A 16,127-nucleotide genomic window follows, 5' to 3' on the forward strand; every position below is an offset into this window, starting at 1 on the left:
CACAGCGTCCGCGGCGAGCAAGGAAGCCAACGAAGCGCTCGGCAACCTACTCCCTCTCCCCTCCGGGGAGAGGGTGGGGGTGAGGGGAGTTCCAGGCGCAGCATTGCTTGGCTGCCCCTCACCCAACCCTCTCCCCAGAGGGGAGAGGGCTACCCCGGCTCAAACTAGGACACCAAGCCCTCACCCGTCGCTAGCGCGCTCGATATCCGCACCAACCGCGCTCAGCTTCTCCTCCAACCGCTCATACCCACGGTCGAGGTGATACACCCGGCCCACAGACGTCTCGCCATCCGCCGCCAACCCCGCCAAAATCAAGCTCATCGAAGCCCGCAGGTCGGTCGCCATAACCTGCGCCCCGACCAGCTTGTCGACGCCGCGGACCATCGCGGTGCGGCCGTGCACCTGAATGTCCGCGCCCATCCGTGCCAGTTCGGGCACGTGCATGTAGCGGTTCTCGAAGATCGTTTCGGTAAGCATGCTGGCGCCGTCGGCCATGCAAAGCATTGCCATAAATTGGGCCTGCATGTCGGTCGCGAAACCGGGGTAGGGCGCGGTCGAGAGGGTCAGGGGTTGCAGCTTGCCGTCGGACGCGACCCGCACGCCGTCCTTGGTCGGCGTCACCGACACGCCCGCCTCGACCAGCGCATCGATCGTCGCGCCCATGTCCGGGATCGACACGCCGACCAGTTCCAGGTCGCCGCCGGTGATCGCCGCCGCGCACGCATAGCTGCCCGCCTCGATCCGGTCGGGCATCACCGCATAGGTCGCGCCGTGCAGCCGATCGCGGCCTTCGATCGTCAGCGTCTCGGTGCCGATCCCGTCGATCGACGCGCCCATCGCGACGAGACAGTTGCACAGGTCGACGATCTCAGGCTCACGCGCGGCGTTCTCGATCACGCTCGTACCCTTGGCGAGCACCGCCGCCATCACGACGTTCTCGGTTGCGCCGACCGACACGATCGGGAAGCGGAAGCGGCCGCCCGGCAGGCGTCCACCCGGCGCGATCGCCTTCACATAGCCCGCGGCCATCTCAAGTTCGGCACCGATCGCCTCAAGTGCGCGCAGGTGCAGATCGATCGGCCGGTTACCGATCGCGCAGCCACCCGGCAGCGACACCGTCGCCTCGCCGCCCCGCCCGAGCAACGGCCCGAGCACCAGGATCGACGCGCGCATCTTCCGCACGATGTCGTACGGCGCTTCGGTCGAGGTCAGATTGCCCGCGCGGATCGTCATCACCCGACCGAAATCCTCTGGTCGCGTCCCCTGGATCGCGGTCGACGCGCCTAACTGATTGAGAAGATGTCCGAACCCGTCGACATCCGCCAGCCGCGGCAGATTGCGCAGTGTCAGCGGCTCTTCGGTCAGCAGCGCGCACGGCATCAGCGTGAGCGCGGCGTTCTTCGCACCGGAGATGGGCAGGCGCCCGGACAGGCGATTGCCGCCGCGAATGAGAATACGGTCCATCCCGGGTGTCTATCGCGGCTGGCGTTCTGCGCAAGGGCCGCGCATCGATCAGGCGACGGGCGGATACTGCCGGGGGGTCAAGTCCCGCGTTGGGACCGCTCACTGCTTCCGTAGCGCTAACACCCCCGCTTGATCGACTTTAATGCGCGGAAATCCTAGCTTTGCTCTGTGGTTCTCGAACATTGGGGACCATTACAGAGTGCCGGACAGCTGCTTCGCCGACCGCGTCGGCGATCTCATCGACCTGTCGATGAACGAGAAGGCTGCGTTAGCGCGGTTGGAGGAGCGCCCGCGAGACTTGCGTCGCGGTGCCGTCCTCGTGCGCGAGAATGATCCGCAGGCCGAACTCTTCATCCTGCAGCGCGGCATGGCGATGAGCTATGTGCTGCTCGATGACGGCAGCCGCCAGATTCTGCGCTTCCTCTATGCCGGCGACATGCTGGCGGTCTCGGCGCTGGTGTACCGCGACTCTCCCGAAACGGTGGTCGCGCTGACCGACTGCACGGTGTGTTCGTTCGATCGCTCGGCGATGACCGGGCTCGTCACCGATCACCCGCGGCTGTCGGCGCTGATCATGGTGATGAACCAGATGGAGAGGGTCGCACTTACCGACCGTCTCGCCGCACTCGGTCGTACCTCGGCCAAGGCGCGGATCGCGGCTTTGCTTCTCGAGATGCGCAACCGACTGCGGATGCGCGACCGCGCGATGGGCGACAGCTTCATGCTCGGTCTTACGCAGGAGGAGATCGGCGACGCCACCGGGCTTACCGCGGTCCACGTCAACCGCATGCTTCGGCAGTTGGAGGAAGACGGCCTGATTCGGCGGGAGACGGGCCGGGTTACGCTGCTCAACGAGGTGCAATTGGCGCAGGCGGCGAATTACATCGACCGGTTCGACGGGCTTGACCTGCGCTGGTTGCCACCAGCGCGGTAACTTGTGGTGAGATCCTTGCCCGTCAGAGGAGGTGACTGGCCCTTGCCAGATGGAGGGTGAGGACACTGAGCAGGGGTTTTTACCCCCCCCTCCGTCACCTTCGGTACCACTTCCCCGTTGCGAATGAGGATGAGCACGACGTTTAGCTCAAAGTGTCAGGCTCACGCCTTCTCGAGCGTGCACTGTAGCGGGTGCTGGTTCTGCTTGGCGAAATCCATCACTTGGCTCACCTTGGTCTCCGCCACCTCGTAGCTGAACGTGCCACACACCCCGACGCCCTTCTGATGGACGTGCAGCATCACACGCGTCGCGGCCTCCATATCCATCCGGAAAAAGCGCTGCAGACACAGCACGACGAACTCCATCGGCGTATAGTCGTCGTTGAGCATCAGCACACGGTACGGCGTCGGCTGTTTAGTCTTCGCGCGCGTCTTGGTCGCGATGCCGGCGCCGGTGCCGCCATTGCCATCCTCGCCACCATCGTCGCGGCGCTCGGCCATCTGCTCGCCCGTCCGCCGGGGAGTCGTCATTTCAGGGGTCAAAAGCATGCCGTCAAAATATGGCATGCCGGGGGGCAAGAGCAAGGGGGGCGCCCGCAAACCTCGCGCGAAATCCGCAACGCAAAAGGGGCGACCGTCGCGTGACGGCCGCCCCTTTCGTGTCGCATTGCCCGAGGGCGGCGCGCTATCGGCTTATGCCGAGATCTTCATCTTGTCCGTCGCGACCGCAACGCGGTTTGAGATCGGCTGGGCGAACTCGCCGAACATTTTCAGCAGACGCTCGGTCGAGCGCGAGCCCTCGGCGATCATCGTGTCGAACGTGGTACGCGCGTAATCGCCCTGGAGCTTCATGAACTCGGTCGGCGACTTGGCGGCCGCGAGCGTCTTGGCGGCTTCGGTCGCGCTCTCGAACGAGGTCTTGGCGTACTCGGCAGCCTCGTGGCTGAGCGCCTCGACGTTCTTCGCGGCGATCTTCGACGATTCGACCAGCGCCTCGATGTTGCCCTTGCCGAATGCAGTCATGTCCTCGACCATCTTCGCCGACTTTTCCATCGCGCCCTTGGCCTGCTCGCTGAACTCGCTGGTCGTGGTGCCGCTGAACCCGTTGGTGAACAGGGCCTTGGTCTTCTCGGTGATGCTCTGGATCGTGTCCATCGTGGCGTCCTTTGTGTCGCTAGCTGGGATCCCCGTTGGCGCGACGGCCATAATCGGGGCGGGAGAGTCTGGTTGCGGCGATACAAAAGCAGCCGCGGGAGGAGTGTCGATCGCCGGCGTCTTGGCGACCGGCCTGGGTGCCGGTTGTGCCGGCTTGGCGACGGTCCGAGGAGCCTTCGCGGTGGCGGCAGGCTTCGAACCGGTCTTGGCCGTCCGTTTCACGATATCCACCATCCACGCACCTCTCTTCGGAGTTATGTCGCGATCCTTCTACACGATTCGCGGCGGCGCACAATGAATTTGTGCACTGCACCATGACGTTTACGGAAGGTGGTGTTATCGGGTTTTGACGTATTCCCCCGGCGCATCGCCGAGCGCCGCGAAAGCCCCTGTTCCAGGTTGCCTAACCCCTTTGGCCGCAACGGTTTTCGGATCGATCGCCCGCACCCATTCGACCCAGTCCGGCCACCAGCTTCCCTTGGTCTCGGTGGCCCCCGCAACGAAGTCATCGAGCGTCGTATGCGCGGAGGGATTGGTCCAAAACTGATACTTGCCCGCAGCCGGCGGGTTCACGACCCCGGCAATGTGCCCCGACCCCGCCAGCACGAACTTTAGCGGGCCCGCGAACAACTGGGTCAGCTTCCACACGCTCTCGGCCGGCGCGATATGATCCTCGCGCCCCGCCTGGACATAGCTCGGCGTCGCGACCTTGGTGAGATCGATCGGCGTACCGTCCACGGTCATCGTGCCCGTAACCAGCAGGTTGTCGCGGTACAGGTCGGTGAGATAGCTCAGATGCCATTTCGCGGGCAGGTTGGTGGTGTCGCCGTTCCAGTGGAGCAGGTCGAACGGCACGTAATCCTGCCCCAGCAGGTAATTCTGCGTGACGTAATTCCAGATCAGGTCGCGCCCGCGCAGCAGGTTGAACGTCGTCGCCATGTAGCGCCCGTCGAGGAACCCCTCGGGCGACAGCGACGCGACCATCTTCAACTGCTCGTCGTCGATGAAATGCTGTAGCTCGCCAGCCTGCGCGAAATCGACCTGCGCGGTGAAGAACGTCGCGCTAGCCACTTTCGTCGCCTCACCCCGCGCCGCGAGCAGCGCCAGCGTCGCGGCCAGCGTCGTCCCCGCCACGCAATAGCCGATCGTATGCACCGCCGGCACGTCGAGCGCGGCGCGCACCGTGTCGATCGCCTCGACCTGCGCCCCGACATAATCGTCCCAGACGACGTCCTTGATGCTCGAATCGGCGGATTTCCACGACACCATGAACACGGTGATGCCCTGTTCGACCGCCCAGCGGATGAAGCTCTTCTCCGGCGTCAGGTCGAGAATGTAGAACCGGTTGATCCATGGCGGGAAAATCACGAGTGGCGTCGCGAGTACGGTCTCGGTGGTCGGACTGTACTGGATCAGTTCGTAGAGCGGCGTGCGTTTCACCACCTTGCCCGGCGTCATCGCCAGGTTGCGGCCGAGTTCGAACGCGCCGTCCGGCGTATGCGTCACCTGCCCTCGGGCCAGGTCCGCCATCATGTTCTGCAGACCTTTGAGCAGATTCTCGCCGCGCGTCTCGATCGTCTTCTCGATCACCTGCGGGTTGGTCAGCGCGAAATTGGTCGGGCTCATCGCATCGACGAACCCCTTGGTCGCGAACCGCAACTGCTCTTTCTGCTTCGGGTCGAGCCCGTCCACCGCCTCGACGCCGCGCAGCATGTGGTCGCCGATCAGCTGATAACTCTGCCGGATCAGGTCGAACACCGGCTCGCGCCACTGCGGCGCCTTGAAGCGCTTGTCGGTGATGGGCGCGGGATCGGGCGCCTTGGCGGGATCGAGAAACCGCTGCCACAAAGTCAGGCTCTCGGCCCAGAAATCGCGCGCACGCTCCAGTGTCGCGGGGTCGGTGAAGCCCGGAATTGCTGGGATCCCCTCGGGCTTCGTCTGCATCGCGGCGAGGCCCTGCTCCATCATCATCTGCTGCGCACGCCCCATCACCCACGTCCAATGCTGGAGATCGGGGAGGGTCGGCGTGGAGGCGTCGGGAGGAGTATCGGCCATGGCATCCTCTGCTTTTTCGGGAGCTTAACGCAGACGCCGGCTGGGCGGAAGCATGGTCACATCGACGATTTGTGGTCGCAGGATGCTCAACGATCCTCCCCCGCCAGGGGGAGGTGGCTGGCCCTTGCCAGACGGAGGGGGAGGACACGGAGCAGAGGTTGCGCCTGCCTCCCCCTCCGTCACCTTCGGTGCCACCTCCCCCTTGCGGGGGAGGATAGAAAGTGGAGCCCAGCCAAAATACCCAAGCTTTCGCCCCCGCGACGAATGAGGCGGATGACGCCCCCGCTCACCTGCGGTACAGCACCCGCTCCTCCAGCTAGAGGCTGATCATGTCCGAAGACTTCTACCGCATCAAACGCTTACCCCCCTATGTCATCGCCGAAGTGAACGCGATGCGGGCGGCGGCGCGCGCGGGCGGGGAGGACATCATCGATCTCGGCATGGGCAATCCCGATCTGCCGCCCCCCGAGCACGTCATCGAGAAGCTCGTCGAAGTCGCGCGCAAGCCCAGCGCGCACGGCTATTCGCAGTCGAAGGGCATCCCCGGCCTGCGGAAAGCTCAGGCGAATTATTACGGCCGCCGCTTCGGCGTCGACGTCGATCCCGAGACCGAGGTCGTCGTGACGATGGGCTCGAAGGAAGGCCTCGCGAGTCTGGCCACCGCGATCACCGCGCCCGGCGACGTCGTGCTCGCGCCCAACCCGTCCTATCCGATCCACACCTTCGGCTTCATCATTGCCGGCGCGACGATCCGTGCGGTGCCGACGACCCCGGACGAGGCGTATTTCGAGAGCCTCGAGCGCGCGATGGCGTTCACCGTCCCCGCGCCGTCGGTGCTGGTGATGGGCTATCCGTCGAACCCGACCGCCGAAGTCGTCGATCTCGCCTTCTACGAGCGCGTCGTCGCATTCGCGAAGAAGCACAAGCTGTGGGTGATCTCCGACCTCGCCTATTCGGAGCTGTATTTCGACGGCAAGCCGACCCCCTCGATCCTCCAGGTCCCGGGCGCGAAGGACGTCGCGATCGAGTTCACCTCGCTCAGCAAGACATACTCGATGGCCGGCTGGCGGATGGGCTTCGGGGTCGGCAACAAGACGCTGATCGCGGCGATGACGCGCGTGAAGTCGTACCTCGATTACGGCGCGTTCACGCCGATCCAGGCCGCCGCCTGCGCCGCGCTCAACGGCCCGCAGGACATCGTCGAGCGCAACCGCCAGCTCTATCACAAGCGCCGCGACGTGCTGGTCGAGAGCTTCGGCCGCGCTGGCTGGGATATACCGAGCCCCCGCGCGAGCATGTTTGCGTGGGCCCCCCTGCCGCCCGCACTCGCGCACTTAGGTAGCCTTGAGTTCACCAAACAATTGCTGACTCACGCGCAGGTCGCCGTTGCCCCAGGGGTCGGCTACGGCGAAAACGGCGAGGGCTATGTGAGGATCGCGATGGTCGAGAACGAACAGCGGCTCCGCCAGGCGGCGCGCAACGTGAAGAAATATCTCCAGTCGATGGGCGTCAACACGCCCGCGCGTGGCGCCGGCTAACCCGCCAGCGTGGATATCAATCCGTTATATTCGGTGGCCGGCGTGCTCGTCGGCCTCATCGTCGGGCTGACGGGTGTCGGCGGCGGGTCGCTGATGACGCCGCTTCTGGTACTCGTCTTCGGCTTCCACCCCGCCACCGCGGTCGGCACCGACCTGCTCTACGCGTCGGCGACCAAGACGGTCGGGACGACGGTGCATGGCTGGCGCGGCACGGTCGACTGGCAGGTCGTGCGCCGGCTCGCGACCGGCAGCGTCCCCGCGGCGATCGCGACGTTGCTCGTGCTCAACCATCTCGGCGAGAAATCGTCCGACACCGGCCACGCGATCACCGTCGTTCTCGGCGTGACGCTGATCCTGTCGGCGGTCGCGACGTTCTTCCGCGGCAGGATCGTCGCGTGGCTGACGCCTCGGATCGGCACGGTTGGTGGTGAGCGCCAGGCGATGCTGACCATCCTGCTCGGCGCAGTCCTCGGCGTGCTCGTCTCGCTGACCTCGGTCGGCGCCGGCGCGCTGGGCATGACCGCGCTGTTGATCCTGTACCCCACGCTCCCGATCAACCGGCTGGTCGGGTCGGACATCGCTCACGCGGTACCGCTGACGCTGCTCGGCGGGATCGGTCACTGGATCCTCGGCTCGGTCGACGTCGACCTGCTCGTGTCGCTGCTGATCGGCTCGATCCCCGGCATCATCGTCGGCAGCCTGATTGCGACGCGCGTTTCCGACCGCGTGCTGGTCCCCGTCCTCGCGACCGTGCTGGCGCTGGTCGGCGTGAAGCTGATCTTCTGATATGAGGCCGGGCTTCGCCTTTTCGACCAGGTTCCGCGTGCGCTATGCCGAGATCGACGGGCAGCGCATCGTCTTCAACTCGCGCTATCTCGAATATGCCGACGTCGCGGTTACCGAGTTCTGGGAATGGACCGGGATCGCGGAGGCTCTGCCTGATCTGTGGCCGACCACCGAGTTCAACGTCCGCCGGACCGAGATCGATTACCTCAAACCATTCCGCCTCGGCGATACGGTCGAGGCGTTCGTGCGGATCGAGAAGCTTGGGACGACCAGCCTGACGAAGCGGTTCGAGCTCGCGCATGCGGAGACGGGGGAATTGCACACCGTCATCACCATGGTCAGCGTGCACGTCGATCTGGAGACCGGCCGGCCGGTAGCTCTGCCGGACGCGATCCGCACGGTGCTCGAAGCGCTGCCCGCCCAATAAACCTTAGATAGCATGTTCCCCCGCGAAGGCGGGGGTCCAGACTGGGCTCCCGCCTTCGCGGGAGAACAAGGAAGAGAGGGCGAAGGCAGTTACTCCGCCGCCTCGGCCTCAGCCTCCACCCCATCTCCGGCCACTTCCCCAGGCAGCGCCCAGATCAGGTCGCCCTTCCCCAGCACGCGCCCGTCGTGCGACCGCACCGACACCGGCTGCAACGGCCGCCGATCGCGCGCGTCGACCAGGATCGGGAACGCCGGCACGCATGTCTCCCACCGCTCGCCCCATTGCCGTAGCGCGATCATCGTCGGCAGCAGCGCGAACCCCTTGTCGGTCAGACCGTAGGCGATCTTGCGCCGATCCTCCGGAATAGGCTGCCGCTCCAGGATCCCATGCTCGACCAGCCGCGCGAGCCGGTTCGCGAGGATATTGCGCGCAATCCCCAGTTCCGACTGGAACTCCTCGAAATGATGCAGGCCATTGAACGACGCGCGCAGGATCAGGAACGACCATCGCTCGCCCATCGCCTCCAGCGCGGCGGGCAGGCTGCATTCGAGCAGGGGTTCGCGCAATTTTCCCACGGCGTCTTCCTTATTGGACAGCAACGGTACCGCATAAACGACCGGAGCGAAATGCCTCGGTTTTCAGTTGCAACTCAAAACGCATCCGGATAAGTAGCAATTAGAAACCTTTTAGGAGTCGACCGATGTCTCGCATCACCCGCGCCCTTCTGACCGCCGTTCCCGCTCTAGCAACGGGGTTCGCCGCACCGGTCGCGACACCGGCATCGGCGCAGACCCCGATCAATTATTACATCGCCGTCCCCGCCGCGGCGCCCGCCTCCACCCGGCTGATCACCAACGGCACGCCGTGGCGCTGGGAGAATGCGGCATTCGTCTCCAGCAAGGCGCCCCAGCGCGACGTGATCCTTTGCGCTGCGGTCGCCAAGCGCGTGGGGCCGCTCGCCAGTTTTACGGTCGCGGGCAAGGCCTATGACGCCGAAGCGCTGGCCGCGTGCAACAACCACGCGAAATAACGAGGATTTTGTTGCAAAAGGGCGCGGCACGGCCCCATCTACGGTCCGTGCTGCGCCAATATGAACTGGTCGATCGCGTCCTCGACTACGATCCCGACGCCGACGAGGCGATGCTGAACCGCGCCTATGTCTTCTCCATGCAGGCGCATGGGAGCCAGAAGCGTGCGTCCGGCGATCCGTATTTCAGCCACCCGATCGAGGTGGCCGGAATCCTGACCGACCTCCATCTCGATGCGGAGACGATCGCCACCGCGATCCTCCACGACACGATCGAGGATACGGTCGCCACGCCAGAGGAGATCGAACGGCTGTTCGGCGCCTCCGTCGCGCGGCTCGTCGACGGCGTGACGAAGCTCAGCAAGATCGAAGCGCAGACCGAGAACGAACGCGCCGCCGAAAATCTGCGCAAATTCCTGCTCGCGATGTCCGACGACATCCGCGTGCTGCTGGTGAAGCTCGCCGACCGCCTGCACAACATGCGGACGCTGCATCACATCTCGAAGCCCGAGAAGCGCCGTCGCATCGCCAAGGAGACGATGGACATCTACGCGCCGCTCGCCGAGCGGATCGGCATGTACGAGTTCATGCGCGAGATGCAGTCGCTGGCGTTCGAACAGCTCGAGCCCGAAGCCTCCGAATCGATCAACCGCCGCCTCGAACAGCTCAAGCAGGGCGACGGCGACCGCATCGAGAAAATCGCGTCGGGGTTGAAAGCGGTGCTCGCGCGCGCCGGAGTCGAGGCCGAAATCTCGGGGCGCGAGAAGCATCCCTATTCGATCTTCCGGAAGATGTCGGAGCGCCACATCAGCTTCGAGCAGCTGTCCGACGTGATGGCGTTCCGAGCGATCGTGCCGACCGAAGAGGATTGCTACCGCGTGCTCGGGATCATCCACCAGCGCTGGCCGATGGTGCCGGGTCGGTTCAAGGACTACATCTCGACACCCAAGCGCAACGGCTATCGCTCGCTGCACACCTCGGTGATCCACGCCGACAGCGCGCGGATCGAGATCCAGATCCGCACCGCCGACATGCACGCGCAGGCCGAGTTCGGGCTGGCGGCGCACTGGGCCTACAAGCAGCAGATCAACGGCAGCGACCGGCAAGTCAGCTGGATCCGCGACCTCGTCGAGATCCTCGATACCGCCGAGAGCCCGGAAGAGCTGCTCGAACACACGCGGATGGCGATGTACACCGATCGCATCTTCGCGTTCACGCCGAAGGGCGAGCTGATCCAGCTGCCCAAGGGCGCGACCTCGATCGACTTCGCGTACGCGGTGCACACCGATCTCGGCGATCAGGCGGTCGGTGCGAAGGTGAATGGCCGCGTCGTGCCGCTGTCGACGGTGATCGAGAACGGGGATCAAGTGCAGATCCTGCGCTCGAAGGGCCAGTCGCCGCAGCCGCAATGGCTCAATGTCGCGACCACGGGCAAGGCGCTCGCCGCGATCCGCCGGCACCTGCGCCAGAAGGAGCGCGTCGAGCAGATCGCGCTCGGCCAGACCCTGTACGAGGATATCGTCACCCGCCTGCCCGCGCAGATCGGCACCGATGCACTCAGCCACGCGCTGAAGCGCCTGAAACTGCCCGACGATTCGTCGCTGATGGTGGCGATCGCGCGGCGGACGCTGTCCGATGCGGCGGTGATGGAGGCGCTGATGCCCGGCTCGGCGGGCGCGGACGTGACACATGCGCTCGCGCCGCAATCGAGCGCGATCTCGATCAAGGGCCTGACCCCCGGCGTCGCCTACGACCTCGCGACGTGCTGCCATCCGGTGCCGGGCGACCGCATCGTCGGGTTGCGCCGGCCCGATGCCGGGATCGAGGTCCACGCGATCGACTGCAAGGTTCTCGCCGAACTCGCCGAGCGATCGGAAAACGAGACCGACTGGGTCGACGTTGCCTGGGGCGACGAGACCGAGGGCGCCGTCGCACGCATATCGGTGATGGTGAAGAACGAGCCGGGCTCGCTCGGCATCGTCTCGACGATCATCGGCGGGCACAAGGCGAACATCATGAACCTGCGGCTCGATACGCGCGACAAGAGCTTCCACACCAACGAGATCGACGTCGAAGTGCATGACGTGCAGCAGCTGATGCGGCTGATGGCCGGGCTGCGCGCGGCAGATGCGGTGCACAGCGTGGAGCGGGTGTAGAAACATCCGACGATGACGGCGGGCGCGACGGACGCTAGACGGGGGCGATGAACCGTCCAGCCCTTTCGATCCCGGCCCTTTCGATTGTCGTCCCCTGCTATAACGAGGCAGCGTGCCTCGACATCCTGCACGCACGCATTTCGGGTGCGGCGAAGGTCGCGGTTGGCGACGATTACGAGATCGTCCTGATCAACGACGGCTCGCGCGACGACAGCTGGCCCGTGATGCAGCGCCTCGCCGCCGCCGACCCGCGGCTCGTCGCGATCAACCTCTCGCGCAACCACGGCCACCAGCTCGCGCTGACCGCCGGTCTCGATCTCTGCGCGGGCGAGCAGATCCTGATCATCGACGCCGATCTCCAGGACCCACCCGAACTCCTGTCAGACATGCGCGCGGCGATGGCGGCGAGCCAGGCCGACGTGGTCTACGCGGTCCGCCGCCAGCGCGCGGGCGAGACGGTGTTCAAGAAGGCTACGGCCGCCGCCTTCTACCGCCTGCTGACGCGGATGACCGAGACGCCGATCCCGCTCGACACCGGCGACTTCCGCCTGATGAGCCGGCGCGCTCTGGATGCGTTCCTGTCGCTCCCCGAACAGGCGCGCTTCATCCGCGGCATGGTCGCCTGGATCGGCTTCAAGCAGGTCCCCTTCCCGTATGATCGCGCCGAGCGGCTCGCGGGCGAGACGAACTATCCGCTCGCGAAGATGATCCGGCTCGCGTTCGACGCCGTCACCGGGTTCTCGACCGCGCCGTTGCGGTTCGCCAGCCATGCGGGGCTGGCGCTGACCGGCGTGTCGCTGCTCCTGTTCGTCTATATCGCGATCGGCTGGCTCTCGGGCAGCGCTGTGCAGGGCTGGACCTCGACGATGCTCGTCACGGTGTTCTTGGGCGCGGTGCAGATGTTCGTGCTCGGGATGATCGGCGAGTATCTCGGGCGGCTGTACGTCGAGTCGAAGCGGCGGCCGCTGTATATCGTCGCCGACGTTGCGGGGCCGATCCAGGGCAAGGCGACACTCGGGTTTCGCGCGGAGCCCGTCGAGGCCCCACTCCCCGACCGTCTCGAGCCTGCTGTTACCGCGGCGGTCCCGCCCAAAGGTTAGGATAAAGTCACACCAAGAAACACTTAGACAGGCCGCGAAGAGGGGTATTCATCGTCATACGCGTGCAAAGCCGGTGGGCTGCAGGGGTACACAGGCGATAGTGACGGCGTGAACGAACCGGACAACGAGCATGACACCGGCGGGGCGTGTAGGACAGCGGGAAATGGACCCGCCTTCGCCTGAGTGGTAATTGGAGGTGCGTCCCAGCCTCCACTCTCCGTTCGTGCGGAGCGTCGTCGAAGCCCCTGCGCGCGTGGCCTGTCCTTCGACTTCGCTCAGGACGAACGGATATAGAGGCGCGCGCGTGCCTAAGGCAGGCTTACCGCGGCACCGCCAGCGTCACGATCGAGACACCCGGGGTCATCGGCAGGCGACCGACCATGTGGCGTTCCAGGCGGAAGATCTTCTCGAACAGCGCATTCACCAGCTTGGGTGGCGGGGAATCATCGCTGTCGTCGCGGCCGGAGAGGCGGCCGGCGATCCGCGCCGCCGCCGCCAGCGGGAAGAGCAGCGAGTTGAAATAGCCGAGCTTTTCGGGCTTCAGGCCCGCCGTCTCGATCGCTGTCTTGAGCGTGGCCTTCGAATAGCGGCGGTGGTGGTGGTTCACGGTGTCGTGTGCGCTCCACATCCACTGGTGCGCCGGCACCGCGATCAGGATCTTGCCACCCGGCGCAAGGCAATCCGCCATCGCCTTCAACGCGGCGACGTCGTCCTCGATATGCTCGACCACATCGAGCACCGCGATCAGGTCGTAGTGCGCGCGCGGCACGCCCGGCAGTTCGGGCAACGGTGACGCGCCGACCGGTTTGCCGAGCCGTTCGCTGGCGATCTCGCGCGCGGCAGGGTCGATCTCGATCGCGTCGATGCTGCCGAACGCGGCGAGCATCGGCAGGTTGTGGCCGGTGCCGCAGCCGATCTCAAGGATCTTCGCATCCTTCGGCAACGCGCCGTAGCGGGTCAGGTAATCGGCGAGGATGTCGCGGCGCGCGCGGTACCACCAGTGGGTGGAGTCGTGGGCGGCCATCCGGTCGTAGACGATACGGTCCATCAGTAAGTCGTCCAGTTCGTTGGCAGCATCAGTTGAAAACCCAGAGACGGTTGAGTACGAAACTCACGATCGCCGCGAGCAGCACGGCGGGGACGAGCGGGATCCACGGGTGCAGGTGGAACACCGCGGTGCCGACCCACGTGATCAGCGCGTTGAGCGCCAGACCCGCGCCCTGGACGATCACGAACTTCACATGCCGCCCGGCGCCCGGCTCCTTGGCGTGTCCCTTGAAGCTCCAGCGGCTGTGCAGGAAGAATCCCACCACGACGGCGACCACGAAGGCGAACGGCACCGCCGCCACCGCCTGGCGTGGTGGAAAGACATACGCGGTCAGCGGCAGGTAGACGAGCGAATACACCACGCTGGAAATCCCGCCGGCGATTCCGAAGCGCACGAGCTGGCCGAGCACGCCGCTCGCCCGCATCTGCTCCATCTGTCGCCAAATCGCCTGCATGCCCGCCTTGTTCTTTACCCTCCGGCGATCGCGCCGGTGCCTTGTTCTTTACGGACACCGCGATAGAGCGACGCTTGAGATACGCCCGCGCATCTAGAGTGCGTGCGGGCTGGAGGAAAGCGTTTTGGATCAGGCACCACTTCAGCGGCGGACGTTGCTGGACGAACTCGATCGGCATTGGATCGCGTTGACGCTGCTCGCCTGGGTGGCGGTGGCGGCGTGGTCGATGTTCGATCGCTGGGGCCAGATCCGCTGGCTGTCGCTCGGCGATACCGACGACAACATGCGGCTGATGCAGGTCCGTGCGCTGCTCGACGGGCAGGGGTGGTACGATCTGCGCAACTACCGGATGAACCCGCCGGTCGGGTTCGACATCCACTGGAGCCGCATCGTCGACCTGCCGATCGCCGGGCTGATCCTGTTCTTCCGCCTGTTCACGAGCAACAGCTGGGCGGAGCGGCTGGCCTGCGGGATCGCGCCGTTGCTGCCGCTGTCGATCGCGATGCTGGGGATCGGCGCGACCGTGCGGCGGCTGATCAGTCCTTACGCCTGGCCACTTGCCGTCGTGATCATGGTCGGCGCGACCGGCACGATGCTGATGTTCATGCCCGAGCGGATCGATCATCATGGCTGGCAACTCGCCATGCTGAGCCTGACGGTGGCGGGGCTGTGCGATACGAACGGCCGTCGCGGTGGCGCGATGGTCGGGCTCGCCAGCGCGGTGTCGTTGTCGATCGGGCTCGAGCTGCTGCCGTATGCGGCGATGGCGGGGGCGATCATCGCGCTGCGCTGGGTGTGGGACCGGTCGGAGGCCGAGCGGCTGTCGATCTATGCGCTGACGCTCGGCGGCGGCAGCACGTTGGGGTTCGCGCTGTTCGCGTCGAACGCCAACCAGGCGATGCGCTGCGATGCGCTGACGCCGGTATGGCTGAGCGTGATGATCGCGGCGGGGATGCTGCTGTTTTTGCTCGCGCGGTTCGGGCCAGCTTCGCGGGGGGCTCGGCTAGCACTGGCGGTCGTGGCGGGTGCGGCGATCGTCGCGGGGTTCGCGCTGGTGTTCCCGCAATGCCTGGGGCGGCCCGAGGGGATTTCGCCCGAGCTGCAACGCAACTGGCTGGACAATGTCCGCGAGGCCAAGCCGATCTACAAGCATAGTTTCCGCGTCGGGTTCGCGCTCGCGACGCTACCGATCATCGGGCTGATCGGGGCGATCCTTGCCGCATGGCGTGCGCGTCACGACGACCGGGCCGTCGGCTGGGCGGCGGTCGCGCTGTTCACGGCCTTCGCGTGTGCGATGCTGTTGTGGCAGGTCCGTGCCGGACCGGCGGCGCAGTTGCTGGCGATTCCGGGGGCGACCGCGCTCGGGTGGCTGATCCTGCCGCGGCTGCTCGGCAACCGGTCGGTGGCGGTGCGCGTGCTGGGGACGGTCGGTGCGTTCCTGATCGTGTCGGGACTGTTTGCCGGGATGGTGATCCAGTATTTCCCGATCGACCGGCCGAAGCCGTATGAGAAGCGCGTCAACATGGCGACCGGCAACTGTCTGCGGACGACCGTGCTGCTCGCGCTGAACAAATACCCTGCGCAGACGGTGTTCACCTTCGTCGACATGGGGCCGCGGCTGATCACGATCACGCATCACAATGCGGTGGCGGGGCCGTATCACCGCAACGGCGACGCGATCCTCGACGTGCAGCATGCGTTCGGCGGGACGCCCGATCAGGCGCATGCGATCATCAAGCGCCACGGCGCGACGATGCTGTTGCTGTGCCCGAACGCGGCGGAATCGACCAACTACAAGGCGCGCAGTCCCAAGGGGTTCTATGCGCAGATGGCGAATAACGAGGTGCCGGCGTGGCTGACGCCGCTACCGCTGCCGGCGAAGTCGCCGTTGCGGTTGTTCAAGGTGGACTGAACCGCACCGCCGTCATCCCCGCGGAGGCGGGGACCCATATCCTCTGAAGTCAGTGATAGATCGCACGGTCAG

Annotated in this window: 15 protein-coding genes; 8 read left to right on the forward strand and 7 right to left on the reverse strand. The window is 65.6% G+C overall.

Going from position 1 to position 16,127, the window contains the following annotated elements:
- Positions 1 to 180: 180 nt before the first annotated feature.
- Positions 181 to 1,464, reverse strand: a complete 1,284-nt coding sequence (gene murA / locus ASG20_RS13010) for a UDP-N-acetylglucosamine 1-carboxyvinyltransferase (RefSeq protein WP_056053418.1) — start codon at positions 1,462 to 1,464, stop codon at positions 181 to 183.
- 250 nt (positions 1,465 to 1,714) lie between these two features.
- Between murA and ASG20_RS13015 the strand changes: the two genes are divergently transcribed.
- A complete protein-coding gene (locus ASG20_RS13015) occupies positions 1,715 to 2,398 on the forward strand; it encodes a Crp/Fnr family transcriptional regulator (protein WP_056054705.1) in 684 nt (227 codons plus the stop codon).
- Between the two features lie 161 nt (positions 2,399 to 2,559).
- Here the strand turns inward: ASG20_RS13015 and clpS are convergent, their stop codons facing one another.
- From clpS to ASG20_RS13035, 3 genes are all read right to left on the reverse strand, one after another.
- Positions 2,560 to 2,898, reverse strand: a complete 339-nt coding sequence (gene clpS / locus ASG20_RS13020) for an ATP-dependent Clp protease adapter ClpS (protein ID WP_056053421.1) — start codon at positions 2,896 to 2,898, stop codon at positions 2,560 to 2,562.
- A gap of 192 nt (positions 2,899 to 3,090) precedes the next feature.
- The gene (locus tag ASG20_RS13025; RefSeq protein ID WP_056053424.1) at positions 3,091 to 3,552 is read right to left on the reverse strand and encodes a phasin family protein; all 462 of its coding nucleotides are present in this window, start codon (positions 3,550 to 3,552) and stop codon (positions 3,091 to 3,093) included.
- 336 nt (positions 3,553 to 3,888) lie between these two features.
- A complete protein-coding gene (locus tag ASG20_RS13035) occupies positions 3,889 to 5,607 on the reverse strand; it encodes a PHA/PHB synthase family protein (RefSeq protein ID WP_056053433.1) in 1,719 nt (572 codons plus the stop codon).
- A gap of 329 nt (positions 5,608 to 5,936) precedes the next feature.
- Here ASG20_RS13035 and ASG20_RS13040 point away from each other — a divergent pair, with 329 nt between their 5' ends.
- From ASG20_RS13040 to ASG20_RS13050, 3 genes are read left to right on the forward strand one after another with little or no spacing between them, the layout of a single operon-like run.
- Positions 5,937 to 7,145: an LL-diaminopimelate aminotransferase gene (locus ASG20_RS13040; RefSeq protein ID WP_056053436.1), complete on the forward strand. Its 1,209-nt coding sequence runs from the start codon at positions 5,937 to 5,939 to the stop codon at positions 7,143 to 7,145.
- A gap of 9 nt (positions 7,146 to 7,154) precedes the next feature.
- Positions 7,155 to 7,931 carry a sulfite exporter TauE/SafE family protein gene (locus tag ASG20_RS13045; RefSeq protein WP_056053440.1) on the forward strand — a complete coding sequence of 259 codons (777 nt, stop codon included), beginning with the start codon at positions 7,155 to 7,157 and terminating at the stop codon, positions 7,929 to 7,931.
- A 1-nt stretch (position 7,932) separates the two neighbouring features.
- Positions 7,933 to 8,358, forward strand: coding sequence for an acyl-CoA thioesterase (locus ASG20_RS13050; RefSeq protein WP_056053443.1), 426 nt, complete (start codon positions 7,933 to 7,935; stop codon positions 8,356 to 8,358).
- Positions 8,359 to 8,447: 89 nt separating this feature from the next.
- Here the strand turns inward: ASG20_RS13050 and ASG20_RS13055 are convergent, their stop codons facing one another.
- Positions 8,448 to 8,876, reverse strand: a complete 429-nt coding sequence (locus tag ASG20_RS13055) for a winged helix-turn-helix transcriptional regulator (RefSeq protein WP_056054707.1) — start codon at positions 8,874 to 8,876, stop codon at positions 8,448 to 8,450.
- Between the two features lie 182 nt (positions 8,877 to 9,058).
- On the opposite strand from ASG20_RS13055, the gene ASG20_RS13060 reads away from it, so the two are divergent.
- Genes ASG20_RS13060 through ASG20_RS13070 form a run of 3 tightly spaced genes read left to right on the forward strand, consistent with a single transcriptional unit; the run spans position 9,059 to position 12,641 of the window.
- On the forward strand, positions 9,059 to 9,388 hold the full coding sequence (locus tag ASG20_RS13060; RefSeq protein ID WP_056053446.1) for a CC_3452 family protein: 330 nt from the start codon (positions 9,059 to 9,061) through the stop codon (positions 9,386 to 9,388).
- A 47-nt stretch (positions 9,389 to 9,435) separates the two neighbouring features.
- Positions 9,436 to 11,541: a RelA/SpoT family protein gene (locus ASG20_RS13065; RefSeq protein ID WP_056053449.1), complete on the forward strand. Its 2,106-nt coding sequence runs from the start codon at positions 9,436 to 9,438 to the stop codon at positions 11,539 to 11,541.
- Between the two features lie 47 nt (positions 11,542 to 11,588).
- Positions 11,589 to 12,641 carry a glycosyltransferase family 2 protein gene (locus ASG20_RS13070; protein ID WP_056053451.1) on the forward strand — a complete coding sequence of 351 codons (1,053 nt, stop codon included), beginning with the start codon at positions 11,589 to 11,591 and terminating at the stop codon, positions 12,639 to 12,641.
- A gap of 319 nt (positions 12,642 to 12,960) precedes the next feature.
- On the opposite strand, the gene ASG20_RS13075 is transcribed toward ASG20_RS13070, so the two are convergent.
- Both ASG20_RS13075 and ASG20_RS13080 read right to left on the reverse strand, forming a co-directional pair.
- Complete coding sequence (locus ASG20_RS13075; protein WP_056053455.1) at positions 12,961 to 13,689, reverse strand: class I SAM-dependent methyltransferase; 729 nt, start codon at positions 13,687 to 13,689, stop codon at positions 12,961 to 12,963.
- Positions 13,690 to 13,717: 28 nt separating this feature from the next.
- Positions 13,718 to 14,143: a GtrA family protein gene (locus ASG20_RS13080; protein WP_200912556.1), complete on the reverse strand. Its 426-nt coding sequence runs from the start codon at positions 14,141 to 14,143 to the stop codon at positions 13,718 to 13,720.
- 124 nt (positions 14,144 to 14,267) lie between these two features.
- Here ASG20_RS13080 and ASG20_RS13085 point away from each other — a divergent pair, with 124 nt between their 5' ends.
- Positions 14,268 to 16,055: a hypothetical protein gene (locus ASG20_RS13085; RefSeq protein WP_056053457.1), complete on the forward strand. Its 1,788-nt coding sequence runs from the start codon at positions 14,268 to 14,270 to the stop codon at positions 16,053 to 16,055.
- The last annotated feature ends 72 nt before the right edge of the window (positions 16,056 to 16,127 follow it).

Source organism: Sphingomonas sp. Leaf198, from assembly GCF_001424005.1.
In the GTDB taxonomy this organism is placed as follows: Bacteria; Pseudomonadota; Alphaproteobacteria; order Sphingomonadales; family Sphingomonadaceae; genus Sphingomonas.